The sequence below is a fragment of the Aeromonas sp. s10 genome (assembly GCF_040907975.1).
Taxonomy (GTDB): Bacteria; Pseudomonadota; Gammaproteobacteria; order Enterobacterales; family Aeromonadaceae; genus Aeromonas; species Aeromonas caviae.
In genome coordinates this window covers 36,506-61,385 of sequence record NZ_JBFOCV010000006.1, presented here as the reverse complement: position 1 = coordinate 61,385, position 24,880 = coordinate 36,506, and the positions used below count along the sequence as shown (strand labels likewise).

At 64.8% G+C, this 24,880-nt stretch carries 20 protein-coding genes; 6 read left to right on the top strand and 14 right to left on the bottom strand.

Translation table 11 applies throughout. The features are described from left to right. Positions 1-155: 155 nt before the first annotated feature. From AB5Y59_RS00845 to AB5Y59_RS00805, 9 genes are all read right to left on the bottom strand, one after another. A complete protein-coding gene (locus tag AB5Y59_RS00845) occupies positions 156-1,427 on the bottom strand; it encodes an outer membrane protein transport protein (RefSeq protein ID WP_139737813.1) in 1,272 nt (423 codons plus the stop codon). 408 nt (positions 1,428-1,835) lie between these two features. Continuing rightward, on the bottom strand, positions 1,836-2,579 hold the full coding sequence (locus AB5Y59_RS00840) for a DUF3379 domain-containing protein (RefSeq protein WP_041215209.1): 744 nt from the start codon (positions 2,577-2,579) through the stop codon (positions 1,836-1,838). After that, a complete protein-coding gene (locus AB5Y59_RS00835; RefSeq protein WP_029314498.1) occupies positions 2,572-3,162 on the bottom strand; it encodes a sigma-70 family RNA polymerase sigma factor in 591 nt (196 codons plus the stop codon). The genes AB5Y59_RS00840 and AB5Y59_RS00835 overlap by 8 nt, the downstream gene beginning before the upstream one ends. Before the next feature lie 30 nt (positions 3,163-3,192). Beyond that, positions 3,193-4,671 (bottom strand): hypothetical protein, encoded by a 1,479-nt coding sequence (locus tag AB5Y59_RS00830; protein ID WP_368211447.1) that lies wholly within the window; start codon positions 4,669-4,671, stop codon positions 3,193-3,195. Positions 4,672-4,733: 62 nt separating this feature from the next. Beyond that, positions 4,734-6,194 carry a tetratricopeptide repeat protein gene (locus AB5Y59_RS00825; protein WP_368211293.1) on the bottom strand — a complete coding sequence of 487 codons (1,461 nt, stop codon included), beginning with the start codon at positions 6,192-6,194 and terminating at the stop codon, positions 4,734-4,736. Positions 6,195-6,215: 21 nt separating this feature from the next. Then, on the bottom strand, positions 6,216-7,178 hold the full coding sequence (locus tag AB5Y59_RS00820) for a VWA domain-containing protein (RefSeq protein WP_368211291.1): 963 nt from the start codon (positions 7,176-7,178) through the stop codon (positions 6,216-6,218). Beyond that, a complete protein-coding gene (locus tag AB5Y59_RS00815; protein WP_234704006.1) occupies positions 7,175-7,732 on the bottom strand; it encodes a DUF4381 family protein in 558 nt (185 codons plus the stop codon). The genes AB5Y59_RS00820 and AB5Y59_RS00815 overlap by 4 nt, the downstream gene beginning before the upstream one ends. After that, positions 7,717-8,607: a DUF58 domain-containing protein gene (locus AB5Y59_RS00810; RefSeq protein WP_368211290.1), complete on the bottom strand. Its 891-nt coding sequence runs from the start codon at positions 8,605-8,607 to the stop codon at positions 7,717-7,719. The genes AB5Y59_RS00815 and AB5Y59_RS00810 overlap by 16 nt, the downstream gene beginning before the upstream one ends. Before the next feature lie 28 nt (positions 8,608-8,635). Next, positions 8,636-9,586, bottom strand: a complete 951-nt coding sequence (locus AB5Y59_RS00805) for an AAA family ATPase (RefSeq protein ID WP_368211288.1) — start codon at positions 9,584-9,586, stop codon at positions 8,636-8,638. A 183-nt stretch (positions 9,587-9,769) separates the two neighbouring features. Between AB5Y59_RS00805 and fadI the strand changes: the two genes are divergently transcribed. From fadI to AB5Y59_RS00780, 5 genes are all read left to right on the top strand, one after another. Beyond that, on the top strand, positions 9,770-11,080 hold the full coding sequence (fadI, locus tag AB5Y59_RS00800) for an acetyl-CoA C-acyltransferase FadI (RefSeq protein ID WP_010674668.1): 1,311 nt from the start codon (positions 9,770-9,772) through the stop codon (positions 11,078-11,080). Continuing rightward, complete coding sequence (gene fadJ / locus AB5Y59_RS00795) at positions 11,080-13,227, top strand: fatty acid oxidation complex subunit alpha FadJ (RefSeq protein ID WP_045524938.1); 2,148 nt, start codon at positions 11,080-11,082, stop codon at positions 13,225-13,227. Before fadI ends, fadJ begins: the two co-directional genes overlap by 1 nt. Positions 13,228-13,490: 263 nt before the next feature. Next, entirely contained in the window at positions 13,491-13,631 is a 141-nt protein-coding gene (locus AB5Y59_RS00790; RefSeq protein WP_010674670.1) for a TIGR02808 family protein, read from the top strand. Positions 13,632-13,820: 189 nt separating this feature from the next. Continuing rightward, positions 13,821-14,378 (top strand): YaeQ family protein, encoded by a 558-nt coding sequence (locus AB5Y59_RS00785; RefSeq protein ID WP_010674671.1) that lies wholly within the window; start codon positions 13,821-13,823, stop codon positions 14,376-14,378. Between the two features lie 11 nt (positions 14,379-14,389). Next, positions 14,390-15,274 (top strand): AEC family transporter, encoded by an 885-nt coding sequence (locus AB5Y59_RS00780; protein ID WP_368211287.1) that lies wholly within the window; start codon positions 14,390-14,392, stop codon positions 15,272-15,274. 201 nt (positions 15,275-15,475) lie between these two features. Here AB5Y59_RS00780 and AB5Y59_RS00775 read toward each other — a convergent pair whose 3' ends face one another. The 5 genes from AB5Y59_RS00775 to AB5Y59_RS00755 form a co-directional block, all read right to left on the bottom strand. Further along, entirely contained in the window at positions 15,476-16,705 is a 1,230-nt protein-coding gene (locus AB5Y59_RS00775) for an MFS transporter (protein ID WP_253584870.1), read from the bottom strand. A 55-nt stretch (positions 16,706-16,760) separates the two neighbouring features. Next, positions 16,761-17,531 carry an ABC transporter ATP-binding protein gene (locus AB5Y59_RS00770; RefSeq protein WP_368211285.1) on the bottom strand — a complete coding sequence of 257 codons (771 nt, stop codon included), beginning with the start codon at positions 17,529-17,531 and terminating at the stop codon, positions 16,761-16,763. Further along, the gene (locus tag AB5Y59_RS00765) at positions 17,524-18,576 is read right to left on the bottom strand and encodes a FecCD family ABC transporter permease (protein WP_368211283.1); all 1,053 of its coding nucleotides are present in this window, start codon (positions 18,574-18,576) and stop codon (positions 17,524-17,526) included. Before AB5Y59_RS00765 ends, AB5Y59_RS00770 begins: the two co-directional genes overlap by 8 nt. A 51-nt stretch (positions 18,577-18,627) precedes the next feature. Then, complete coding sequence (locus AB5Y59_RS00760; RefSeq protein WP_103243162.1) at positions 18,628-19,728, bottom strand: ABC transporter substrate-binding protein; 1,101 nt, start codon at positions 19,726-19,728, stop codon at positions 18,628-18,630. A gap of 123 nt (positions 19,729-19,851) precedes the next feature. Beyond that, entirely contained in the window at positions 19,852-20,973 is a 1,122-nt protein-coding gene (locus AB5Y59_RS00755) for an ABC transporter substrate-binding protein (protein WP_368211281.1), read from the bottom strand. Between the two features lie 595 nt (positions 20,974-21,568). Here AB5Y59_RS00755 and AB5Y59_RS00750 point away from each other — a divergent pair. Next, the gene (locus AB5Y59_RS00750) at positions 21,569-24,787 is read left to right on the top strand and encodes an ExeM/NucH family extracellular endonuclease (protein WP_368211279.1); all 3,219 of its coding nucleotides are present in this window, start codon (positions 21,569-21,571) and stop codon (positions 24,785-24,787) included. Positions 24,788-24,880: the final 93 nt, after the last annotated feature.

Sequence of the window (24,880 nt, the reverse complement as noted above, 5' to 3'; positions counted from 1 at the left end):
CGTGCGGCAAAACGGGATTAAATGCTGGAAGAAATACCCATAACAGCTTGATAAAAAAAGAAAAGAGTACAGCTGTTTACTACAACTGTGCGCTCAGTTGGTGAAATTGGATAAAAAAAGAGCGCCCTGGGGCGCTCTCGATGATGATATGAAAATCAGAATTTCATGTTGAACTGGGCGGAAGCCAGCAGGGCGTTGCCGTGGGAGGTGCCCTTCCAGCGCAGCGCATCGCTGTGGTTGCGCAGGCCTTCGTTCACGTCCACTTCCTTGCCGTCCAGATAGGCCATGCCGAAGTCGAGGCTCATGTCCGGATTGATGTGGTAGGTGGCACCGGCGCTGTACCAGATACGGTCGGAGTCAGGAATGCTCAGGCTACGGTATTCCGGCTCGATGGGGCTGTTGTCGTAGGCGAAGCCGATACGGGCTTCCCAGGACGGGTTGACGTACCAGGTACCGCCCAGGGCGTAACGGGCAGAGTCCTTGAACTTCTCGTCTTTTTGCAGACACACGCCGCCGGCGCAGTTGCTGCTGGTGGCCTTGAGCTCCTGGAAGGCGCTCCAGTCGGTCCAGTTCACGGAGTAGTGGACAGCGAATTGCTGGTTCAGGCGGTGGTAGCCTGCGAATTCGGCCTGGGCCGGCAGATCCAGCTTCAGGTTGCCATCGACGACGCGGTTGCCGGAGGTGGCACCCTGGAAGTCGCCGTCAAAGCTCAAGTCCACCTGGGAGCGGTAGGTCAGGGCGAGACGGTTGTTTTCGTTGATCTCGTACAGGGTGCCGACGTTCCAGCCAAAGCCCCAGGTGTCGCCCTTCAGGTGAGCCAGACGGGTATCGGAGTTGGCACCCGGAATGGCAGCGGAGAGCGCACCGGCATAACGGTTCAGCTCGGCGGCGGCGTAGACGGCATTGATGCCGGCACCGACGCTGAAGCTGGAGTTGATGCGATAGGCGATGTTGGGGTTGATGTTGAAGGTCAGCAGCTCGGTGTCACCGGCGCCAGCACCGGCCGCGAAGGTCTTGGAATATTCGGTGGAGAGGCCGTAGTTGGAGAAGAGGCCGATCCCCCAGGCCCACTGATCGTTCAGGGGCTGGATGAAGTAGGTGGCCGGCACGAAGGCATCGGGGGCGATGTCGCTCTCGCTGGACGGAGCCAGCTTGGTGGAGCCGGCATAGATGTCGCCAGCCACGTCCACGTCGGGCTTGATATAGGTGCCGGATACAGACAGTGCCATCTTGTCGAAGGTGGTCATGGCCGCCGGGTTGCGGGACAGCACGGCCGCGTTGTCGGCGATGGCTGCTTCACCTGCGTAGGCGCGCCCCAGACCGGAGGCAGAGTGCTCGTTCAGCTGGAACGCAGCGGCGAAGGTCTGGGTGCTGGCCAGGGTCACGGCCGCAGCGATCAGGCTTTTCTTGAAAAAGGCAGTTGTCATAGTGTTCTCTCTTTGTAAGCAGATTTTCTGTCGACATCGCGGCTCTTTGGCGGCTATTGACGACATGATCTGTTGTTATGTCAGCTTCTTCCCATTCATTGCTGGCGTGATTCTATGGATCTGGTAGGAGGTAAGAAATCAGACCAGTGACAGCAGAATACATAAAAGTTTCCATTGTGTTAATCATTTGTTTTAACTTGCCGTTTTATTAGGCTGATTTATCTATTATTGGATAAATAAAGCACAAATGGTGCCGTTTGCGTCATTTAAAATAAATGGTAGAAATGTGACTTCGCGCGGGCAATGGGCGGGAACATGCGGGGATGTGGGGATGAACAGGCAGACAATGAGGATGTCTGCCTGTGATGTGGCTGAGGCGGAGGACGAGTCAGCCTGGGTCAAGGTCTGTTAAATGGACCAGTGCAGGCGTGACTCAAGCTGGCGGGCAACCGGGGCGAGGGGCTCCTGCATGTCTCCGATGAGCACCATGTTGGCCCCCTTGAGCGGCAGTATCTCCCCCTTGAGGGTCCCGTCTGCAAAATCGGACTGGATCGTCAGTGGCAGGTGCTTGGGGACGAGGAACAGGGTGACCGGTCCCATCTTGCCCTGCAGCACCATGTGCAGGGCCGGTCCCTGATAGAAGGCGCAGTGGTTGACATAGGTTACCTTCATGCCCGGCATCTCGCTCAGGGTGGCGCCATATTTCTCCATTTTCGCGTTGATGGTGTGCAGGCTGACCCGCTCATCCACCGCATGAATGAAGGGCTCTTCCCCATAAACGTGGGACATGGCGACTTGAGCCAGCGACAGGGTGTCCGGTGCCACAGGCCAGCTGATCCAGCGGGTGCTCATGCCGAGCAGGAAGGCGACCGAGGCCGCGATGGCCAGAGCGCGCCATTGCGTGCGTGCAGGAGTGACGGGCAGCGGGACCACCTGCTCCTCTTCGGCTGCCATCGCCTGCCTGAGCAGGATCCGCTCCGCAAGACCGGCCGGTACGTCCACTTCCAGAGTGCTGCGCACCTGGCGCTCGAGCTGCTGCATCTCGTCCAGATGCTTGCGATTGGCCGGTGACGCCTCGGCGGCTTTCAAGAAGGCGGGATCCCTGTCCGAGGGGTGAGTGATGGCCCGGCGGCGAAATTCAAGCTCATCCATTGGTGTGTCCTCTCTGTTGTTTCGCAGACTCCATGGCCTCTTTTATCTGGTTGCGAGCGCGAAACAGCCTTGTCATGACGGTGTTCTTGTTCAGGCCGAGTTGCTCGGCGATCTCCTCCCCGCTGAATCCCCCCAGTACCTGCAGCAGCAGCGGCTCCTGATACTCGGCAGGCAGGCGGGCGATGTGGCGCCTGAGCCATTCGTGCTCCATCTCCTGCTCGCTTGGCAGGACACCCTGATCCCGTAGGGGGTGCTCGTCGAGGTCGACGAGATCGAACTGCTTTCGCTCAAAGCGGCGGGCATTCTCCCGCCGCAATATGGTGATGAGCCACGCCTTGGCAGCCTTGTCGTCCAGCAGGGTATCTATCGCCTTCCAGGCGCGCAGGAAAGTCTCCTGCACCAGATCCTCGGCGATTTGCGGATCCCGGCACAGCCAGTAGGCGTAGCGGTAGATGTCCCCGTGCAGGGCGTGCACCAGGGCTTCGTACTTGGTTTGTTTGTCAGCCATCTCCCCATAGACCGGAGAAGTGCAGGGATCCTTTCCCGTGTCGGCCCTTTTTCTTCTGAAAAAACCTAACGCCATAAAGGGGTGTCCTGTTTCATGAGGGGCGCATCATGCACGCATCCACGCCAGTATTCGAAGACCATAGGCTATCGCAAAGCTCTCCTTGGTGCACAACTCCCTGGCGAGCGCCTGCCTGGGCAGGTGTTCGCCAGGGACTCGCTTGGGGGAAAAACAGGCCTGATCCAGGCCGTCCAGCAGCGCTCCCATGGCGGGGTCGCGGTGACAGGGCAGCCTGGCCAGATGCAGACAGGGGGCGTCCCAGCGCAGGACGGCCCAGGTCAGCAGGGTTTCCCTGGCCTCGTCAGGAGAGCCCGTGGCGAGGGCCCGTTGCAGGCGATAGAAGGCGCGCCAGCGCGGCCAGCGGCGCATGAATGCCCGCAGCAGGATGGCCAGGAGCACCCAATAGAGATACTGGGTCCCCGGTGCGGGGGAGGCGGGAGTGGCGCTCTCCCTTGCCGTGAACACCAGAGAATGTGCGGGCAGGCGCGCCTCCTCGATGCGGCCGCTCTGGGTGTTGAACCAGCGCAGGGTCTGGGGGGGCAGCACATAGCGCCCCGCCTCGTCGGCGGTCAGGGCCTGGCGCCACTGGCGCTCGAAGCGAAGCGCCCCCTCGGCCACGAATCGCTCCTGTTGCTGCTCGCCGTCCGGCTTCATGGAGAGGCCGGCGGGCAGGGGCGGGGCCGGCAAGGGGGGTAGGCGGTTGCCATCCCCCCCTTCCATCACCAGGGTGAGGGTGCGGATCACCGGCTCACCCACCCTGGCCTGCGCCGGGCTGAACTGCTGGCGCAACACCAGGCTGCTCGCCACCGGCTCCAGGGGGGCCTTGTCCACCTTGATGAAGAGGGTCGCCGCCCTGGCGGACAGCAGATCCCCCGCGTTGCCCGGCGCGGTCGCACCGGCCTGGTCCTGGGGCGGCAACCGCCCCTGAAAGCGGGGGGATTCGACGGGATGGAGCCCGGGTCCTTTGGCCTGCAGCAGCCATTTTCGCGTGAGACGCCCTGGCAGGCCGGGGCTGGCGGGAGAGTCCCAGCGATCCTCGCCAAGGCGGCGAATGGTAAAGGCCGGGGTGATGGGCTCGCCGAGGTTGGGGGCCTCCAGGTTGGCAGGCAGCCAGAGGGTCAGCTCATAGATGAAGGGCTGGCCGGGGTAGAGATTCCCCTCATGGAGCACCCGGGCCTGCAGCTCGACCGGAGAGAATACCGGGTCTTGTGCCGGCATCAGGGTGCCGTCCAGGGAACGTGTCGGCACCGCCAGGGAGGGGGTGAGATCGGCGCCAAGGGGCAGGGAGGGCACCTGGCGCGGGCTGGTATCGAGCAGGTGCAGGGGGATCTGCCAGCGAGTCAGGCTGCGGCTCTGGGCACTGACCCGCTGGATGCTGACCCGCCCGACCGCAAACTGGCGCAGCAGCGGTTGCAGGTTGAGATCCTCATCGCGGTACATCCCGTCGGCCTCGATGACGAGCAGCCAGTCGCGCTCGCTCGCCCCCGGCAACAGCTCGGCCTCGACAGGGGCGGCCTGCACCCGCATGGCGCACAGGGCGAGCAGCAGCCAGCAGCCGATCCGGGGGGAGAGCAAGCGCAGCACGAGGATCACCAGGGCTCCTCCACCTTGATCAGGGGGCGGCGCAGGGCCTCCTTGCGAAGGCGCTGCTCCAGCAGCAGCACGGGGGGCGCCGGGGGGCGGGGAGCCTCTGAGGCGCGGGCGGGGTTGGGAGTGTCGGCCTGCGCCGGGGTATTTGCCGAGGGCGTTGTCTGCGGCGGGTTGGCCCGCAGCAGGGCCAGATTGTGCAAGGCATCCCTGTGCCCAGGTTCAAGGCGAAGGGCGCTCAGATAGGCCTGCTCTGCGGCGGTAAGATCCCCGAGCCAGACCAGGGCATTGCCCCTGTTGTAGTGGGCGGTGGCGCTGTTTGCCCTGCCATAGGCGGCGACGGCCCTGGCGTAATCCCCGGCTCTATACCAGGCGTTGCCTTGCCAGACCGGATCCTGGAAGGCGTTGGCCGCTTCCCGATAGTGTCCCTGGCGATAAGCCTGCCAGCCTGCTTCATCTTGTCGGGAGGCCGCCTGCAGGGAAGGGGGCGCGAAGCCAATGACGAGGATCACCAGCAGCCAGTGGGCGCCGATCCGCGCCAGCAGCGCCAGGGGGAGCAAGGGGATGAGCAGCCAGGGGCCGAGATCCCGGGATTGCCCCTGCGTCAGGGCCTGGCCCATGGGCAGGGGGGCAAAGCGGGGCAGGCCGGAATCAAGCCAGGCCAGCCTGCCTCCGGTGTTGGCGGCAAGGGCGGTCATGGCCTCCTCGTCGGGCGCCGGCAAGGTGTGGCCGATCGGGCTGCCGAGCTGCCAGCGCTCGGCAGCCACGCCGGGCAGCCGGGTCTCCTTGCCCCCGCTGGCCAGCAGGATGTCGAGCCGCGGGGCCGAGCCTGCCTTGCAGAACAGGTCGTTGAGGCAGGGCCAGAGGGCGGCGATGCGATCGCGCGCCGTCCCGGAGAGGCCGTCGGTCACGAGCAGCAGACGGGCGGACTGGCCCGGCGGGATCAGGGTGAGGGCCAGGGCCACGGCGCGCTCGGGGGCGCTGCCCTGGACAGGCATGATGGCCGGGCGCAGGTCCGGCAGCAGCAGGGCGATGGCCTGATGATCCCGGGTGGGAGGCATGGCGAGGTAGGCATCCCCGGCAAACAGAATGAGGGCGATGGGATGGGCCGCGTCCTGCCGATCTATGTCGGCCAGTATCTCCTGCAATCCCAGCCTCACCCGGGTTGCCCGGTCCGGCGCCAGATCCTGCGCCAGCATGGAGTCGGAGAGATCCAGCAGCCAGATATCGAGGGCCGGGCTCGGCATGGAGAGACTCTGCTGGCGCAGGGCGGGGCCCGAGAGCGCCAGGATCACCGGCAGACAGGCAAGCCAGCGCCAGGGGATGGCCCGATGGCGGCTCGGCAGCAGATAGGCCTGCATGGCCGGGGAGAGCAAGCCGGGATCGCGGCGGCGGCGCCACCCCTGCCACAGCCAGGGGAGCAGGGCCAGCAACCAGAGGGGGCGCAGCAAGGTCAGCTCCATGGTGCCACCATCATGGCCTGCCTACTCATGGGATGGCCTGTGTGACAGGGGGATGCGCCAGCGGGCTGGCCAGCAGAGCAGCAGCCAGGCCAGGGCCAGTGGCCAGGGGTAGAGCTCCTGGTGGGGCCGGGAGAGGGTCTGGGGCCGGGCGAGGGGCTCCAGGGTGTCGATGGCATGGTTGATGGCGGCGAGATCGCCCCGGTTGCGGGCGCGAAAATAGCGGCCTCCTCCCAGTGTCGCCAACTGCTGCAACAGGGCTTCATCCAGTTCGGCACTGGGATCGGCGTCCCCTGCGGGCCCGGCGAAGGTGTCGGGGTCGGCGCCCACCCCCAGGGTATAGAGACGGATGCCGGCTTTGGCGGCGAGCCGGGCCTCGGTCAGGGGATCCGCATTGCCCGAGGTATTGCGCCCGTCCGTCACCAGCAGCAGGGCGGTGGGGCGGGTGGGGTCGGCGTGCTGGCGTGCCAGCAGGATGGCTTCCCCCAGGGCCGTGGTGCGCCCCACCAGATCGAAGTCGAGCTCCCTGGCCAGGGTGAGCAGGGCCCCGGTCTCCTGGGTGAGGGGGGAGAGCAGGTAGGCGTGATCGGCAAAGACGACAAGGGCGATACGATCCCCCGGGCGGGAGGCGACAAGGTTGCTTATCTGCTGGCGCACCGCGGCAAGCCTGTCCGTTTGCTCTCCGTCATCCAGCATGTCCTGGGTGCGCATGCTGTCGGAGAGATCCACCGCCAGGATGAGGTCTCGGCTGCTCTGGTAGTGAATGTTCGGGGGCTCCTGCCACTGGGGGCGGCACAGGGCCAGTACCAGGGCGCACCAGCAGATCATCATGCGCCACAAGGGCTGCCCCGCCTGGGGCTGGAGCAGGGGAAAACCTCCGTGAACGAGCCGGTTTCCTCCCTTGCGCCCCTTCATGGGAGGCAGGCCGAAGCGCACCAGCAGCGGCAGGGCGAGGGCGAGGGAAAACCAGGGCCAGGCGAGGATCATCGCGTACCCTCCGGGGGAGGTGCCCCTCGCTTGCTTGCCGGGAATCGCGGCGCGCTGACGCAGCGTCGCCCCCAGGCGAGATAGGCGAGGCGCAATCTTTTGCGCTGCGCCTCATCGGGCACTCTGCCCCCATAGAGCCAGAGCGGCCACTGGGCGGCAAAGCGGGAAAAATCGCTCCCCCCCTTGCTGTCCAGCCAGGCGAGCCAGGCCTCCCCTTGCAGGGGGGCCGCTTCGGGCCAGCGGGCCATGGCCGCTTCTCGCAGGGCATCCTGCAGCCTGGGGACGAGATCGTCTGCCTGCCAGTCTATCCGGTGCGCCCAGCGGCGCTGGCGCAACAGGGTGAGGGCCGTCGTGGCGATCAGGCAAGCGGCGATCGCCGCGATCAGCAGCCCCCCGAGGGCCATCAGGCGAGGATCCTGTGCAGGCTCGAGAGCGGGGCCTTGGTGGATGTCACGCAGCTCGGCACGGATGGCTTGCAAGGACTCGCTGGACGAGGGCTGGCGATATGCATCCGGTGCGGGCACGCCCTGCTCCCCCCTCAAAACAGACGGCATCCGCCCTCCTGCCACTGGCGTTGCAGGGTGGCGCCGTTGTCGAGGCGATAGAGGCGCGTCACCAGGGGCAGCAACTGCTGGCGACAGGCCTCGGCCTGTTCGTCGGCCGCCCTCTGATAGCGGGCGCGAAAGCGGGGGTCTTCTCCCGCGAGCCAACCGCTGTGTCTGCCTGCCTGCACTGCCAGCTGCCCCTGTTCGGGCAGCGCGGCTTCCAGGGGATCGCGGATCTGCCAGTAGTGAATGTCGTGGCGCGGGCGAAGGCGTTGCAACTGCTGGCAGAGGGCCTGGTCCGGTGCCTGGTGGTGGCTTATCAGGGTCAATCTGGCTCCATGGGGCAGGGTGAGTCGCACCAGGGTCTGGGCCAGCGTCCAGGGCGGGGGGGCGCGATCCAGCCCTGCCTCGTAATGGCGACAGAGCGCTTCCAGCAGAGGCATGAGAGAGCCGCGCTGGTGCTCTGTGTGGGGGGCTGCGCCCTGGCAGATCAAGGTATTGGCCTGTTTCTCCCCCTGCCAGAGCAGGGCGGCGGCCAGCTCGCAGCCAAGGCGGGCCTTGAGCTGGGCGCGGGAGCCAAAGTACATGGCGGGTGAGAGATCCAGCAGCAACCAGTGGGCCTGATCCTGCTCTTCCCCGTAGAGGCGGGTGTGGGGGCGGCCGAGGCGGGCGGTGACCCGCCAGTCGATGTGACGCACCTCGTCACCGGCCTGATAGAGGCGAAGCTCCCTGAAATTGAGCCCGGGCTGGCGCCCGATACGCCCCTGGGCCGCCTGATGAATGCGGGCACGCTCGCCCTGGCGCGTCCAGAGGCGCACCGCTAGCAGCCGCTCGAGGGTGAGGGCGATGTCGGGGTGATCCCGGGGCTCGGCGGCGGGGGTCATGGCGACAGGGCTGCCTGCGGGGGTCGGCTCAGGGGCATGGAATGGCATCCAGCAGCAGGGTGATGAGCGCCTCGCTATCGAGGTTGTCCGCCAGCGCCTGATAACTCGGGATGAGGCGGTGGCGCAGCACGGCTGGCGCCAGTTGCTGGATGTCTTCGGGCAGCACGAAGTCGCGCCCGGCGAGCCAGGCCCGGGCCCGTGCGGCTCTTGCGAGGCCGATGCTGGCTCTGGGGCTGGCTCCCACCGCGACCAGGGGTTCCAGCTCGGGGCACAGGCCGCTGCCGGGGCGGGTGGCGCACACCAGTTGCACCAGATAGTGCTCGAGGCGCCCCTGCATCTGTACCCCCTGAACGGCGGTGCGGGCTTCCATCAGGTCGGACTGGCTCAGGGTGACCGGCGGCGTCGGCAGGGCGTCGCCACGGGCGTTGAGTTGAAGGATGGCCAGCTCCATGGCGGGGCTGGGGTAATCCACCAGCAGCTTGAGCAAGAAGCGATCGAGCTGGGCCTCCGGCAGGGGATAGGTCCCTTCCTGCTCGATGGGGTTCTGGGTGGCGGCGACCATGAAGAGGGAGGGTAGGCGCCAGCTCTTCTTGCCCACGGTGATCTGGTGCTCGGCCATGGCCTCCAGCAGAGCGGACTGCACCTTGGCCGGCGCCCGGTTGATCTCGTCCGCCAGCACCAGGTGATTGAACAGGGGGCCGGGTTGAAACACGAAACTTGCATCCTGGGGATGGAAGACCTCGCTGCCGGTGAGATCGGCAGGGAGCAGATCCGGGGTGAACTGGATACGGGCAAAGCGCCCCTCCACGGCGCCGGCCAGCGCCTTGACCGCCCGGGTCTTGGCAAGACCGGGGGCCCCCTCGATCAGCACATGTCCTTCACATAACAGGGCGATCAGCAGCCCCTCGATGAGGGGGCCCTGTCCCAGGATCTGGCTGCCCAGATAGTCTCCAAGTGCTCTGAACTCGGCCGCTGCCATGCGATAAACCCGTTGTTTTTATGGAAGTTGATCTTTTTATACCCCAGTTGGCTCACAAGGGCGAGGGAGGGTGGCAAGATGGGGACAATTTAGTTTCAATCAGCCGTATGAAAGTTGTGATTGGATTGTTAAGATGTGGCGCAATGAGGTCAGACCTCTGCCTTTTTAACCCAAGGAGCCAGGATGAAACAGCCATTGAAACTGACGACTCGCCAGGGCGAACGGATAGCCGTCGTGGCGGGTCTGCGCACCCCCTTTGCCAAGCAGGCCACCGCTTTTCACGGCGTGCCTGCGGTGGATCTGGGCAAACTGGTGGTGAGCGAGATGCTCGCCCGCACCGATCTCGACCCCAAGCTCATCGACCAGCTGGTGTTCGGCCAGGTGGTGCAGATGCCGGAAGCGCCAAACATCGCCCGGGAGATCGTGCTTGGCACCGGCATGAGCGTCAGCACCGATGCCTATAGCGTGTCGCGCGCCTGCGCCACCAGTTTCCAGGCGGTGGCCAATGTCACCGAATCCATCATGGCCGGCACGGTGGACATCGCCATCGCCGGCGGTGCCGACTCCTCTTCCGTGCTGCCCATCGGGGTCAGCAAGTCTCTGGCCCGCGCCCTGGTGGATCTCAACAAGGCGCGCAACCTCCAGCAGCGTTTCAATATTCTGCGCCGTCTGCGCCTGAAGGACCTGCTGCCGGTGCCCCCGGCCGTGGCCGAGTACTCCACCGGTCTCTCCATGGGGCAGACCGCCGAGCAGATGGCCAAGACCCACCAGATCAGCCGCGAGGCGCAAGATGCGCTGGCCCACCGCTCCCACACCCTGGCGGCCGAAGCCTGGGCCCAGGGCAAATTGAGTGGCGAGGTGTTCACCGCCCACGTGCCCCCCTACAAGTCGCCGCTGGAGCGGGACAACAACATCCGCGAAAGCTCGGATCTGGCGAGTTACGCCAAGCTCAAACCGGTCTTTGACCGGGCTCACGGCTCGGTGACCGCCGCCAACGCCACCCCGCTCACCGACGGCGCCGCCGCCGTGCTGATGATGCGTGAAGGGCGGGCCCGCGAGCTGGGTCTGGAGCCGCTAGGTTACATCCGCAGCTTCGCGTTTTCCGCCATCGATGTCTGGCAGGACATGCTGATGGGCCCCTCCTATGCCACGCCGCTGGCGCTGGACCGTGCCGGCATCACCCTTGGGGATCTGACCCTCATCGACATGCACGAAGCGTTTGCTGCCCAGACGCTCGCCAACCTCAAGATGTTTGCAAGCGCCGAATTTGCCCGTGACAAGCTGGGCCGGGATCAGGCCATCGGCGAGGTGGACATGGAGAAGTTCAACGTGCTCGGCGGCTCTTTGGCCTTTGGTCACCCCTTTGCCGCCACCGGGGCGCGCATGATCACCCAGACCCTGCATGAACTGCGGCGCCGGGGTGGGGGATTGGGGCTCAACACCGCCTGTGCGGCGGGTGGGCTGGGTGTGGCCATGGTGCTGGAGGTGGAATGATGAGTGCCAAGACTTTTTCTCTGGATATTCGCAAAGACGGCATCGGCATCCTCACCATGGATGTGCCCGGTGAGAGCATGAACACCCTGAAGGCCTCCTTTGCGGACGAGATCCGCACTCTGTTGGCCGAGGTAAAGGGGAACGGGGATCTGATCGGCCTGGTGATCGTCTCCGGCAAGAAGGACTCCTTCGTTGCCGGGGCCGACATCGCCATGCTGGCGGCCTGCACCAGCGCCCAGGATGCCGAAGCGCTGTCCCGGGCCGGACAGGAGGTGTTCGCCGAGATCGAAGCCCTGGGGATCCCGGTGATCGCCGCCATTCACGGCCCCTGCCTTGGCGGCGGGCTGGAGCTGGCGCTCGCCTGTCATGGCCGGGTGGTGACCGATCACGGTAAAACCGTGCTGGGCCTGCCGGAAGTGCAGCTCGGCCTGCTGCCGGGCTCCGGCGGTACCCAGCGCCTGCCGCGCCTCATCGGGGTGGCCAAGGCACTGGATCTGATGCTGACCGGCAAGCAGGTGCGGGCCAAACAGGCTAGGAAGCTCGGGCTGGTGGATGACATGGTGCCCCCGTCCATTTTGCTGGAGGCCGCCATCAAGCTTGCCAAGAAGGGCAAGCCACGCCACCACCTGAAACGGGATCTGCAGGGCAAGGTGCTGGAGACCAACAAATTTGGTCGCAAGGTGCTGTTCGATCAGGCCCGCAAGGGGGTCAAGGCCAAGACCCGGGGCAACTACCCGGCGCCGGAGCGCATCATCGAGGTGGTGCGCATCGGCGTGGAGGAGGGGATGCAGGCCGGCCTGCAGGCCGAGGCCCGCCACTTCGGCGAGCTGGTGATGACGCCGGAATCCGCCGCCCTGCGCTCCCTCTTCTTCGCCACCACGGAGATGAAGAAAGAGGTGAGCTATCGGGGGGCCGAGCCGCGCAAGGTGGGTCATGCCGCCGTGCTGGGGGGCGGCCTGATGGGGGGGGGCATCGCCTTCGTCACCGCCACCAAGGCGGGGGTACCGGTGCGGATCAAGGATGTGGCGAGCGCCGGCATCGGCAATGCTATGCGTTACAGCTACGACCTCCTCGCCAGGAAGCTCAAGCGTCGCCAACTGCTGCGCAGCGAGCTGGAAAAACAGATGAGCCTGCTCACCGGCACCCTGGACTATTCCGGTTTCCACCGGGTGGACATGGTGGTGGAAGCGGTGTTCGAGGACATCAACCTCAAGCACCAGATGGTGCAGGACGTGGAGCGCGAGTGCGGGGAGCACACCGTGTTTGCCTCCAACACCTCCTCCCTGCCCATCCACCAGATCGCCTCGGCGGCGACGCATCCGGAGCGGGTGGTGGGGCTGCACTACTTCAGCCCGGTGGACAAGATGCCGCTGGCCGAGATCATTCCCCACGCGGGTACCAGTGCCGAGACGGTGGCCACCACCCTGGCCTTCGCCCGGGCCCAGGGCAAGACCCCCATCGTGGTGAAGGACGAGGCGGGCTTCTACGTCAACCGCATCCTGGCGCCCTACATGAACGAGGCGGCGCGCCTGGTGCTGGAAGGGGAGCCGGTGGAGGTACTGGACGGCGCTCTGCTCGACTTCGGTTTCCCGGTCGGCCCCATCACCCTGCTGGACGAGGTGGGGATCGACGTGGGGGCCAAGATCTCCCCCATCCTCGAAAAAGAGCTGGGTGGCGAGCAGTTCCAGGCGCCCAAGGCCTTTGACAAGCTGCTGGAGGACGATCGCAAGGGGCGCAAGAACGGCAAGGGCTTCTATCTCTATGGCAAGGCGGCCCCGCGCAACAAGCTCACCGGCAAGGAGGGCAAGAAGACGGTGGACGCGAGCGTCTACGACGTGCTGGGCGTCAAGCCCCAGGCCAAGCTTGCCAGGCAGGAGATCGCCGAGCGCTGCGTGCTGTTGATGCTCAACGAAGCAGCCATGGCCCTGGATGGCGGCGTGGTGGCCTCGGCCCGGGATGGCGACATTGGCGCCATCTTCGGTATCGGCTTCCCTCCCTTCCTGGGTGGTCCGTTCCGCTACATGGACAGCCTCGGCATCGACTATCTGGTGGGGCGTCTTGAGCACCATCAGAAGCGCTTTGGCGACCGCTTCGCCCCCTGTGCGCGGCTGAAAGCGATGGCGGCGGAACAGCAGACCTTCTACTGATGGCTCTCGACGGCATGCATCGAGCGAGGCGACCCCAAGGTCGCCTCGCTTTTTGTTGGGCGTACCTTTCCGGTTTGGGGCGGGGGCGCGAAGAAAAACGGGGCGGGGAGGGGTAAAACCTTGATCTGGCGCAAACTGGTGCCCCATTTATTACTTTGGTGGCATAGGACTCAGGCGCGGGTTGAGGTCAAATAGTCTTACTCAGGAACGGGGGCGACCCCGTCACGAAAGGGACACCCATTTCACTGGATGAAGGACACACTATGAGTCTGCTTGAACACACCATCTGGACTGTATTGGGGTATGGGGCCATGCCCTTTATCTTCCTGAGCGGGTTCGTGGCAGTGGCAGTGACCTGCTGCCTGCTGCTCAATGCCTTCGGGGTCAAGTCCGCCGAGAAGTGAGTCACTCTCGTTCATGCCGCCAAATGCCAGTCTCACGACTGGCATTTGTTTTTTTGTGTCTTCTGAAGCACTTGCCCGCCCCTGATGGGGTAAAGGGAGCGCAAGACGGTCGAACCCGGCGGCCATTTTGATTACACTGACGCCCGGCATGTCCGCCCCCTTCTCTTTTATCAGGTATTCACGACTTCTATGGCGCTCAAGGCAACCATCTTCAAGGCCCAGATCAGCTTGTCTGACATGGATCGCAATCTCTATCAGGACTTCTCCCTCACCCTGGCCCGTCACCCCTCCGAGACCGACGAGCGCATGATGATCCGCCTCGCGGCCTTCGCCTGGCATGCCGCCGAGCGGCTGGAGTTCACCAAGGGGCTCTCAGCCGACGACGAGCCTGAGCTCTGGTGCAAGAACTACTCCGACGAGATTGAACTCTGGATTGAGCTGGGTCAGCCGGACGAGCGCCGTCTCAAGAAGGCATGCAACCGCTCTCGCCAGGTGGTGCTCTACCTCTATGGCGGTCGTGGCACCAGCGTCTGGTGGAAGCAGAACCAGGGCAAGCTCGGTCTGCACGACAACCTGAGCGTCATCGAACTCTCCGACAGCCAGACCCTGCCCCTGGCGGCCATGGTGGAGCGCACCATGCAGCTCACCTGTACCATCTCCGACGGCCAGCTCTGGGTCAGCAACGGCAGCCAGGAGGTGACGCTGGACCCCGTGGTGCTGATGGGACGCCCGGCCCGCGAACTGTAAACGGGATACCCATGTTCAGCGCCCTGCTCAATATCGTCATTCCCGTATTTGCGGTGGTGGGCCTTGGCGCTCTCTATGGGCGGCTGCGGCCGGGCGGGGCCCTGGGTTATGTCAACCGGGCCAATATCGAGCTCTTTACCCCGGCGCTGGTCTTCTCGGCCCTGGTGAAATACCCCCTGGATCTCGCGGCGCACCTGCCCCTTGTGGGGGCCGGTGCCCTGGTCATCCTGCTGCCCGGCTTGCTGCTCGCCCTGCTCAAACTCAAGGAGATAGAGCGAGCCGCGCTGATCTTGCCCGCCATGTTTCGCAACACCGGCAACCTCGGCATTCCGCTGATGGTGCTCGCCTTTGGCGAGCAGCAGCTCGGCGCCATCGTCATCCTCTTTGTGCTCTCCAACCTGCTCCACTTCTCGGTGGGCATGTTTATCCTCTCCGCCAGCAGCTCCCGCTGGCTCTGGCTGAGAAGCCCCGTGCTCTGGGCCGCCTTCGCCGGGCTGCTGGTGGCCAACCTGCATATCCCGCTGCCGGAATACCTGGTGACCAGCGCCACCCTGCTCGGCCAGATAGCGGTGCCCCTGATGCTGTTTGCCTTGGGAGTGAGGCTGATGGAAGGGGAGCTGGATCATCTGGGGCTGGCCATCAAGTGCAACCTGCTCTACCTGCTGGCGGGGGGCCTCTCCCTGGGGCTCGCCGTCTGGCTGCTGCCCCTCGAACCTGACTGGATACCACTCCTGATGCTGTCGGTGGCGCTGCCCCCGGCGGTGCTCAACTACATGCTGTGCGAGCAGTACCAGTGCCAGCCCGACAAGGTGGCCAGCATCGTGCTCGGCGGCAATGCGCTCTCTGTGGTGGTGATCCCCCTTGCGGTGTGGTTGGCGCTGCATCTGGGGAGTTGACCCTGCTCTGTCTTCCTCTTCAAGGACGCCCGATGGCGTCCTTTTTATTGCCATCGTGCATGTCCGATGTTGCTTTGCTTATCGAGTACAGCCGAGCTTGCTCGCGTATCTGACAAGGTCTTGAAGCCGGTTTAGCCGGATAAGGCAGAGAGTTGAAGGGGGAGAAAAGGGAATAAAACCGGGCGGCCTTGGCCGCCCTGTTTATTGATGGGGAGCAGGTTGCACCTGGCCATCCTTGCGCAGCTGGGAATAAAGGCCAACTCCCGCCAGCAGGCCCGCGAGGGCCAGCAGCCACCAGATGGCGGTGGCGGGGCGGCTGCCCGCATCCCCCAGCATAAAGCCGATGAGCAGGTTGCCAAAGAGCGCCATGCAGCCCCCGGCGCTGGCATAGAAGCCGTAGTAGCTGCCGAGCTGCTCAGGGGGGGCGTAGCGGGGCAGTTGGGCGGCGAAGAGCGGGAAGCAGAGGATGGAGCCCAGGGAAAGCAGGGCCACCTGCGTCAACACCCCTGCCGTCGGCCAGGGTGCCAGCAGGGGCAGGGCGAGATAGCTCAAGCCCATCATGCCTATCCCCAGCCCCATGGCGAGCGGTACTCCCAGGCGGCGCTCCACCAGGCGGGAGGCCGGGAGCTGGAGCACGACACCGATCACCGCCGAGAGGGTGAAGACGCCGCCGAGCAGGTGGGTGGCGTCCGGCAGGCTCTGGATATGGGCGGGGAGAGCGAGATAGAGCTGGTGGAACAGGATCTGGTAGCTGCCTGCCAGCAGGGTGAACCCCATGAAGGGGCGCTGGCGCACTATCTCCCCCCATTGGCGCAAGATGGCGCCACGGGGGCTCTGGTTGCTCACCGGGCGTTTGGGCAGCACCCGGTATTGCAGCACTCCGAGCAGGGCGAAGAGGCTCGCCGCCAGGATCCCCGTCAGGGTATAGCTCTGCTGGGTCAAGGTGAGGCCGACCAGGGGGCCGAGCAGCATGCCCGCCTCGCTGGCCAGATTGTGCAGGGCGAAGGCGCGCTGACGCTGGCTCGGGTTGTGGCATTCGCTGGCAAGGTAGGCCTGGGCGCAGGGGGTGAAAAGAGCCCCCGCAAAGCCGGTGAGGGCGGCGGCCAGCAGCAGGATGGGCAGGGACTCGGCCCAGCCCAGCAGCACGAAGCCCAAGGATCGTACCAGGCAGCCCCAGACGATGGCGGGATGGTAGCCGATGCGATCTCCAAGGGTACCGCCCAACAGGAAGAGCCCCTGCTGGCTGAAGACCCGCATCCCCATGACGAGGCCACAGGCCCAGCCGGCCAGGCCCAGCCCGCTGCCCATGTGCTGGGCGAGGAAGGGCATCATCATGTAGAAGCCGAGATTGAAGGCGAGCCCATTGGTGATGAGCAGGCGGGCGGCCGGGCTCATGCCCTGCCAGTCCCGCCAGTAGGAGGCGCCGTTCATGATCGCCTCCAGCCAGCGCGTGGGTCGGTGGTCGCCGGGGTGGCGCAGCACTGTGTCATGATGTCTTTCGCAGGGTTCTGAGGAAGGGGATGCCGTGCTGATCGTGGCTTATCTCCACCGGCACCTGGTAGAGGCGCTCGATGAGGGCCGCGTCGAGCACCCGGGCGGGGGGGCCGAAGGCCTGCAGATCTCCCCCTGCCAGCACGATCAGCTGATCGGCAAACTGGGCGGCCAGGTTGAGATCGTGCAGCACCACCAGGGTGATCCATTGCTGCTCCCGGGTCTGCTGGCACAGGTGCTCCATTAGTTGCATCTGGTGATGAAGGTCGAGGGCGCTGACCGGCTCGTCCAGCATCATGATGCGGGGGGCGCGCAGCAGCACCTGGGCGAAGAGCACCATCTGACGCTGGCCGCCGCTCAGGGAGTAGAGGGGGCGATCCGCCAGATGGGCGATGCCGAGCGCCTGCAGGGCGCGGCCGGCAGCCAGGATGTCCTCGTCCGCGAGGCGCATGGAGAGGCTGTCGAGGCGCCCCAGCACCACCACTTCGATGACGCTGAGATCCAGCTCCAGCTGGATGTTCTGGGGCATGTAGCCAAACTGCTGGCGCCACCTGGCCTGCGTCATCTGGCGGGCACTCTGGTCCCCGAGGCGAATGTCGCCACTGTCCGGGGTCAGTTCACCAAAGAGGATGCGCATCAAGGAGGTCTTGCCGGTCCCGTTCGGGCCGATGATCACATGGACCTGACCCGGATGCAGAGTGAGGCTGAGATCCCGCAGCAAGGTCTGCTGCCCGAGGGAGAGGGAGAGTCGGGATATTTCAAGCACGTTTACGCCCCCTGCCGAGGATCAACCAGATGAAGAAGGGCACGCCAATGAGCGCGGTGACGATGCCGATGGGGAAGAGGGCCCCCGGAATGATGGACTTGGAGAGCACCGAGGCCGCCGAGAGCATGCAGGCGCCGCACAGGGCGGAGAGGGGGATCAAAAAGCGCTGATCTTCCCCCACCAGCATGCGGGCGATATGGGGGGCCACCAGGCCGACGAAGCCGATCACGCCGACGAAGCTGGTGGCGGTGGCGGTGAGCAGGGCGACCAGCACCAGGGTCTTCATGCGCAGTCTGTCGACATTGACCCCGAGGCTGCGGGCGCGGGCTTCCCCGAGGCGCAGGCTGGTGAGGGCCCAGGCATCCCGGTAGATGAGCAGGGTGCAGATCAGGGTGACGACGGCGGTGATGATCAGGGAGTCCCAGGTGGTGCGCATCAGGCTGCCAAACAGCCAGAACAGGATCTGCTGGTTGAGTTCGGGGGAGGAGAGGAACTGCAGCAGGGAGAGCAGGGACTGGAACAGGAACAGCAGGGCGATGCCCGCCAGGATCAGGGTCTGGCTGCTGACATGGCGCATCATGGCCAGACCAAACAGCAGGCAGGCGGCAAACATGCACACAATGAAGGCGCCGGCCGGGATGGCCACCAGGGGAGGAAGCCCGAGGCCGCCGGTGTAGAGTGCCAGCGCCGCGCCAAGGCCCGCCGCCGCCGCGAGCCCGAGGGTGTAGGGGCTGGCGAGGGGGTTGTCCAGCAGGGTCTGCATCTGCACACCGCCAAGGCCGAGAGAGGCTCCGACCACCAGGGCCATGAGGGCGATGGGCAGTCTCATGTCGTGGACGATGGTGCGGGTCATGGGATCGGCCTGGGCGGGGGAAACCAGGGCATCGATCACGTCGTGCAGGGCCAGCAGGGAGGGGCCGGTGGCGATGTCGAGCACCAGGGTAATGCACAGGATCAGGGCGAGCAGCAGGAGCCAGTGCCAGCGACGGCGCTCCCGTTGCCGCTGCCGGGCGAGGGTCTGCTGCAGGGCAGCCAAATCATTCATGGTGACAATCCTGAAACGGGCGCCACAAGAGGCGCCCACGAAGGTTGAAGGTTAAAGAGCGATAGCGAAGGTGCCGTCTGCCTTGACCGGCAGATAGCGCCGATAGAAGTCGAGGTAGTTGGCAAGCGGATCCATCTCCTTGAACAGGCTCGGATAGAGCGCCTTGGCCATGAACTGGACCATGGTGTAATCGAGCAGCGTGCGGGAGGCGCCCTGGTAAATCCCATAGATGCGCTTTTCCTTCACCGCTGGCAGGTTCGCCCAACCTTTACGCTCGGTAAAGGCCTGGAGCCGTGCCCGAGCGAGCGCGGGATTGACACCCTGGCCCAGCAGCACGGCGGTGGGGTTCTGGGTGGATTCAGTGCCGGTGAGGAAGATGACCTCGGGTTTGGAGACCAGAACCTGCTCGGGGTTCATGGGGCCGTACCATTCCACAAAGGGGGCGGCGATGTTGTCGCCGCCAGCCAAGTGGCCGAGCGGACCCCACATGCCCTTGCCATAGCTGAAGCCATATTCGTCAGGCCCCTTGTTGCCAAACTCCACGTAGAAACGGGGCTTGGGCAGATTGGCGGCGGCGATCCGGCCATGTACTTCGTCGATGGCATGCTGGTACTCGTCTGCGAGCTGGCGAGCGCGAGGCTCGGTGCCCGCAATCTTGCCGAGCAGCAAGGTGCTGGCCTTGTGATTGGCGGGGAGTTCCATGTTGTAGTCCACGACCACCACGGGCAGACCGGCCTGTTCGAGACGGGCCACGTCCTGGCCAAGGCCTTTATATTGCCAGTCGGCCAGGACGACGACGTCGGGTTTGAGGGCGAGCACTTTTTCCACCGAGAAGGTCTGCACTTCTACCTCGCCTACGTCGGCTATCTCCTTGAGGGAGGGGCGATGGGCGGTAAAGAGGGACCAGTTGGCAGGACGCCAGCCTTCCCAGGCCTCGCGGGAGATGCCGACGACCCGATCGAAGGCCTGTTCGCCACCGACGGCCATGTAGTCTTCAAAGTAAAATGCGAGCACTACCCGCTTGGCGGGGAGATCGACCTGGACTTCCCGTCCCAGCACATCTGTCAGGGTTTCAACTTTCGCCTGTGCGGTGCCAAACAAGCAGCAAAGGCTTGCCAGCACCAGGCTGGCATAGCGGGAGAAAAGTGTCATCTGCGTGTGAACTCCATCTTGTCTTGTGGTTTTTTATCGTTTTTGTCACCGGCAACCTGAGGTCGCCGGTGGGTTCTCCACCGAGTGGGGGAGGGAATGAGCCGGAGAGACCCCGGCCGACACTCAGTGCGCGTTGTGCTGATGAATGCCCAGCATGAAGGTGCCCTGGGGACGGATGGGCAGATAGTGCTGGTAGAACGCCTGATAGGTGGCCAGGGGATCGAGATCCTGGAAGAGGTCCGGATAGAGGGCCTTGGCCATGAACTCGATGAGGGCGGCATCCATGATGCTGCGGGTGGCGCCGTGATAGACCGCGTAGAGGCGACCCTGCTTCACCGCAGGCAGCTCGCTCCAGCCCGGACGGGCAGCAAAGCCTTGCAGACGCTGGCGCACGGTCTCTGCCGACACATCCTGGCCGACCTGCATGGCGACGGCACTGCTCACGCTCTCGTAGCCCGCCATCAGGATCACCTCGGGCTTGCTCGCCAGCAGTTGTTCCGGGTGGATGGGGCCCCAGCGATCGACGAAGGGGGCGGCCACGTTGTCGCCACCGGCCAGCAGGGCCATGGCGCCCCACATGTCCTTGCCATAGGTGTAGCTGTACTCGGCCGGACCCTTGTCACCCAGCTCGATGTAGACCCGGGGCGGCGTGCGCTTCGCGGCGGCAATGCGGGAGGTGATGGTGTCAATCTTGGCCTTGTACTCGTCGGCCATCTTCCGGGCTCGGGCTTCCTGGCCGGTCAGCTTGCCAAGCAGCAGGGTGCTTGCCATGTGCTGTGCCAGGGTCTGGGCGTTGTAGTCGATGACCACCACCGGGATCCCCGCCTGCTCAAGGCGTGGCAGGTCGGCGCTCAGGGCCTCATATTGCCACTTCGCCAGGATCACCAGGTCGGGCTTGACCGCCAGGGTCTTCTCGATGGAGAAGCTCTGATCCTGCACGTTGCCAAGATCCGGGACCTTGGCCAGTTGTGGCTGGCTGGCCACGTAGAGAGACCAGATGGCGGGACGGGACTTCATGAACCAGCCCAGGGACATGCCCACCAGGCGTTCGGCCCCGCCTTCACCGGCCACCGCCAGGTAATCTTCGGGATAGAAACCGAGCACGATGCGGTTTGCCGGAAGGCTCAGGGAGACCTTGCGGCCCATCACATCTTCCACTTCAACGGGGGGGGTGGCCTGCGCCATCCAGCTCACCAGGACGAGCTGGCCGAGCAGCAGCAACTTTGCCAGGGGGTGACGAAACATCTTGTAGCACCTCGAGAATAGAGACGGTCAAAAAAGAAAGTGAGAACTATTGCCATTCGCGAGCGCAAAAGCAACAAACGTTTGTGTCATCCCCTCTCTTGTTATTTCTGTCATTACTGGAACCGGTTCCACAAGAGCGCCAGGAGAGAGTCTCATCCCCCGGTTTTCTGCCTTCTCGGGCCACGCTGGGGGTGGCGTCCGGTATGGCGCCCATGGATTTGCCCATGATCCAGTGTCTGTGAGTGGGGTTGCTCACGAAATGGTACCGGGCAGAGGCCGCCGTAGTGCTCCCCCCGTCTGGCCCGGCGCCGATGTCGATCCCTGACAGAGGCCGCCAGCAGGGGCTGGGGGACGACAACTTCCTGCGCAGCGATGGCAGACACTGCCCATTCGGGTATTGCCCGTCACCTTGGCGCAACATTTTGTTGTCATTGTTAGCCAGCTCGCAGCAGCCCCGGCGCCGACGGGGCAGAGTGGGCGCGCAGTTTCGCCGGGGGCTGACATGCCTCCCGTTGATGGCTGCATCCAAGGTGCTGCGGCCCGCCTTGTGCGGGGCGCCAATAACATGATCTGCAAATAAAAAAGGAAACTGACCATGTCAGGAAGACACTCTCTGGTGGCGCTGGCCGTCGGGCTGGCGCTCGCTGGACAGGCACAGGCGCAACTGCTTATCACCGAATACCTGGAAGGGTCCGGCAACAACAAGGCGGTGGAGCTGAGCAACCTCGGCAGCGACCCCGTCGATCTCTCCCAATACCGGCTGGCCCTCTACGCCAACGGCAAACCCATCAGTGAATCCCCCACCAACAGCCTGGCGCTGCAAGGCACCCTGGCCCCGGGCGCCACCCTGGTGCTGGCCAACCCCTCCGCAAATGCCGAGATCCTGGCCAAGGCCAATCAGACCAGCGGCAACCTGGTGTTCAACGGCGACGACGCCCTGGTGCTCTATCGCGGCAGCGAGATAGTGGACAGCGTCGGCCAGGTGGGGGTGGATCCGGGCACGGCCTGGGTGTCGGGCAACGTCTCGACCCTGGACATGACCCTGCGCCGCAAGGCCACCGTCACCATGGGCCGCACTGATGCTACGTCCCCTTTTGATCCGGCGCAGGAATACGTGGCGGCCCCGAAAGATGACGCCAGTGGTCTGGGTTGCAGTGGCGATGGCCCCTGCGATGGCACCCAGCCGCCCGCTTTCGTCTGCCCGGTGGACGACCTGGTGCCGGTGCCCGCCATTCAGGGCCCGGGCAGCAGCAGCCCGCTGGTGCCGGCCGGCAAGTTTGAATCGGAACAGGCTTATGCCACTCGCGGCGTGGTGACCCAGGTGGTGAGCGGCCTCTACAAGGGCTTCTTCATTCAAGATGAGCAAGGGGATGGCGATCCGGCCACCTCCGACGGCCTCTTCGTCTACACCACCAAGGCCAACGCTGCCGTCGTGCCGGGGGCCGAGGTGTGCGTTTCGGGCAAGGTGAAGGAGTATTTCAACCAGACCCAGCTCAACGCCGACGAGCTGGTGGTGACCCGGCCGCAAGGGGCCATCCCGGCTGCGGTGGATCTGCTGCCGGTGGCGGGGGAGAGTTTGAGCCAGCTGCTGGAGCGTCACGAGGGGATGCAGGTGCGGCTGGTGCCGGGTTCCAGCCTGGTGGTGACCCGCAACTTCAGCTTTGATTACGACGGCAAGCGCAACAACCTGGTGCTCTCTTATGGTGCGCCGCTCATCAAGTCGACCCAGAAATTTGCCGCCATGAGCCAGGAGGCGAGCGACTGGGCCCTTCGCAACCAGCAGAACCAGCTGGTGGTGGAGACCGACGCCAAGGCGCCGGATGGCGTGCTGCCCTGGTTCCCCGGCTTCAACGCCGAGGACGGTTACCTGCGCATCGGCGACAAGCTCAACGGGCTGGAGGGGGCGCTTGGCTACTCCTACAACCTGTTCAGGCTGGTGGCCAGCAACCGCATCGACGCGAGCCAGATTGATCACAGCGGCTGGGATCGGGTGGAAACCCCCGAGCTCGCCGAGGCGGGGGATCTGCGGGTCGCGAGCTTCAACGTGCTCAACTTCTTCACCACGGTCGTGGGGGGCGATGCCAACCCCACCGGTAGCAACCGGGGCGCCCTGACGGTGGCGGAGTTCGAGTTGCAGCGCACCAAGATCGTCAGCGCCATCACCCGCCTCAACGCCGATGTGGTGGGGCTGATGGAGATCGAGAACAACGGCTACGGCGACAACTCCGCCATCGCCAATCTGGTGGCGGCCTTGAACGCCGCCCAGCCGAATGAGGCGGATCACTACCGCTGGATTGCCTCGCCGGATGGCAAGCCCATTGGCACCGACGCCATCACGGTGGGGCTCATCTACCGACCCGCCAGCGTGAGCCCGCAAGGGGCCGCCAGCCTCATCGCGCTGCCGGTGCAGCAGGCCGAGGCGGTGGACGCCAGCGGCAAGCCGGTGACCATCAATCAGGGGATGCGCGAGTCGCTGGTGCAGCGCTTTAGCTCGCCCAAGGGGGATGCGCCCCTGACCCTGGTGGTCAACCACCTCAAGTCCAAGGGCTCCGCCTGCTTCGAGGATTACCCCGACTACGCCACTGCCGATCCGCTGGATGGCCAGGGCCACTGCAACGCGCTGCGGGTCTCTGCCGCCAAGGTGCTGGGAGAACAGCTCAAAGAGTTGGCCGGGGATCTGCTGCTTATCGGCGACATGAACGCCTATGGCATGGAAGATCCCATCCGGGTGCTGACTGACTATGATCCGGCCGCCCAAGCGCGCCAGATCATGAGCGCCTCCTTCACTACCCTGGCGGGCCAGCCCTTCGAGGAGAGCGGCAGCGCCCTTGGCAAGGGGTATGGGTTTGTGAACCTCAACACCCGCTTCCACGGCACCGACACCTACTCCTACAGCTATGAAGGGGAGCTCGGCAACCTGGATCACGCCCTGGCAAACCCGAGCCTCGCGGCCAAGGTGATCGGCATCGAGGATTGGCACATCAACTCCGCCGAGAGCAACTTCTTCGAGTACGGCAGCAAGTACAGCGGCCAGCTGGCGAAATCCGAAGGGCCCTTCAGCGCCTCGGATCACGATCCCGTGCTGGTAGCCATCCAGTATCCGCTGCCGCCCGCCGGGGTATTGAGCCTCGAGAGCGCCGCTGCGAACGTGGAGGAGGGCAACACTCTGGTCTTGAGCGTGGCGCGCCGCGATGGCAGCCATGGGGAGGCGAGCGTCAGCTACCGCATTGCCTACGGCAGCGCCGATGCCAACGACGTGGCGCCGCTCACCGGCACCCTGCACTGGGCCGCCGGACAGAGCGACAGCCAGACCATCAGCATCCCGGTGAAGAGCGATACCCTGCGCGAGGGGGACGAGACCTTTACCCTGGAGCTGTTTGACCCGAGCGGCGCGGCCCTGGGGGATCAGCACCAGACCCTGGTGACCATCAAGGACAAGCTGGCGCCCTCCACCATCTCGCTGGCGCGCGCCAGCATGACGGTGAACGAGGGGCAGTGGTTTGCCGAGATCCCCCTGGTGCGAAGCGGCGATCTGAGCAAGCCGGCCCGGGCCCGGGTGGCCCTTGACGGGGTCACGGCGCGCTGGGGGCTGGATTTCCTGCCCTGGTTCGGTCAGTCGGTGAGCTGGGCTGCGGGCGAGGGGGGCAGCAAGTCGGTCAAAGTGCTGATCATCGATGACTGGTTCGTCGAGCCCACCGAGCAGTTCAGGGTGAGCCTCGATCGGGTGGAAGGGGGCCAGCCCGGCGCCCTGCAGCAGACCCGGGTCGACATCCAGGACAACGACAAGCCCTGGTGGCCCTTCGGTCGCCACTGAGGATGATTGAGCAACAAGAAAGGGGCCTGCGGGCCCCTTTCTGTTGAGAAAACGTTTGTTGGGAAGACCTGTTGCAGACAGGTGGGGTTGCGA

What these genes read in the sequence shown, in the direction of transcription:
- fadJ (WP_045524938.1), top strand. Translation starts at nt 11,080, where the DNA reads ATGAGTGCCAAGACTTTTTCTCTGGATATTCGCAAAGACGGCATCGGC.
- AB5Y59_RS00820 (WP_368211291.1), bottom strand. Translation starts at nt 7,178, where the DNA reads ATGATCCTCGCCTGGCCCTGGTTTTCCCTCGCCCTCGCCCTGCCGCTG.
- AB5Y59_RS00780 (WP_368211287.1), top strand. Translation starts at nt 14,390, where the DNA reads ATGTTCAGCGCCCTGCTCAATATCGTCATTCCCGTATTTGCGGTGGTG.
- AB5Y59_RS00830 (WP_368211447.1), bottom strand. Translation starts at nt 4,671, where the DNA reads ATGCGGGTGCAGGCCGCCCCTGTCGAGGCCGAGCTGTTGCCGGGGGCG.
- fadI (WP_010674668.1), top strand. Translation starts at nt 9,770, where the DNA reads ATGAAACAGCCATTGAAACTGACGACTCGCCAGGGCGAACGGATAGCC.
- AB5Y59_RS00765 (WP_368211283.1), bottom strand. Translation starts at nt 18,576, where the DNA reads ATGAATGATTTGGCTGCCCTGCAGCAGACCCTCGCCCGGCAGCGGCAA.
- AB5Y59_RS00840 (WP_041215209.1), bottom strand. Translation starts at nt 2,579, where the DNA reads ATGGATGAGCTTGAATTTCGCCGCCGGGCCATCACTCACCCCTCGGAC.
- AB5Y59_RS00790 (WP_010674670.1), top strand. Translation starts at nt 13,491, where the DNA reads ATGAGTCTGCTTGAACACACCATCTGGACTGTATTGGGGTATGGGGCC.
- AB5Y59_RS00760 (WP_103243162.1), bottom strand. Translation starts at nt 19,728, where the DNA reads ATGACACTTTTCTCCCGCTATGCCAGCCTGGTGCTGGCAAGCCTTTGC.
- AB5Y59_RS00845 (WP_139737813.1), bottom strand. Translation starts at nt 1,427, where the DNA reads ATGACAACTGCCTTTTTCAAGAAAAGCCTGATCGCTGCGGCCGTGACC.
- AB5Y59_RS00785 (WP_010674671.1), top strand. Translation starts at nt 13,821, where the DNA reads ATGGCGCTCAAGGCAACCATCTTCAAGGCCCAGATCAGCTTGTCTGAC.
- AB5Y59_RS00755 (WP_368211281.1), bottom strand. Translation starts at nt 20,973, where the DNA reads ATGTTTCGTCACCCCCTGGCAAAGTTGCTGCTGCTCGGCCAGCTCGTC.
- AB5Y59_RS00810 (WP_368211290.1), bottom strand. Translation starts at nt 8,607, where the DNA reads ATGACCCCCGCCGCCGAGCCCCGGGATCACCCCGACATCGCCCTCACC.
- AB5Y59_RS00750 (WP_368211279.1), top strand. Translation starts at nt 21,569, where the DNA reads ATGTCAGGAAGACACTCTCTGGTGGCGCTGGCCGTCGGGCTGGCGCTC.
- AB5Y59_RS00835 (WP_029314498.1), bottom strand. Translation starts at nt 3,162, where the DNA reads ATGGCGTTAGGTTTTTTCAGAAGAAAAAGGGCCGACACGGGAAAGGAT.
- AB5Y59_RS00805 (WP_368211288.1), bottom strand. Translation starts at nt 9,586, where the DNA reads ATGGCAGCGGCCGAGTTCAGAGCACTTGGAGACTATCTGGGCAGCCAG.
- AB5Y59_RS00775 (WP_253584870.1), bottom strand. Translation starts at nt 16,705, where the DNA reads ATGAACGGCGCCTCCTACTGGCGGGACTGGCAGGGCATGAGCCCGGCC.
- AB5Y59_RS00825 (WP_368211293.1), bottom strand. Translation starts at nt 6,194, where the DNA reads ATGGAGCTGACCTTGCTGCGCCCCCTCTGGTTGCTGGCCCTGCTCCCC.
- AB5Y59_RS00815 (WP_234704006.1), bottom strand. Translation starts at nt 7,732, where the DNA reads ATGCCGTCTGTTTTGAGGGGGGAGCAGGGCGTGCCCGCACCGGATGCA.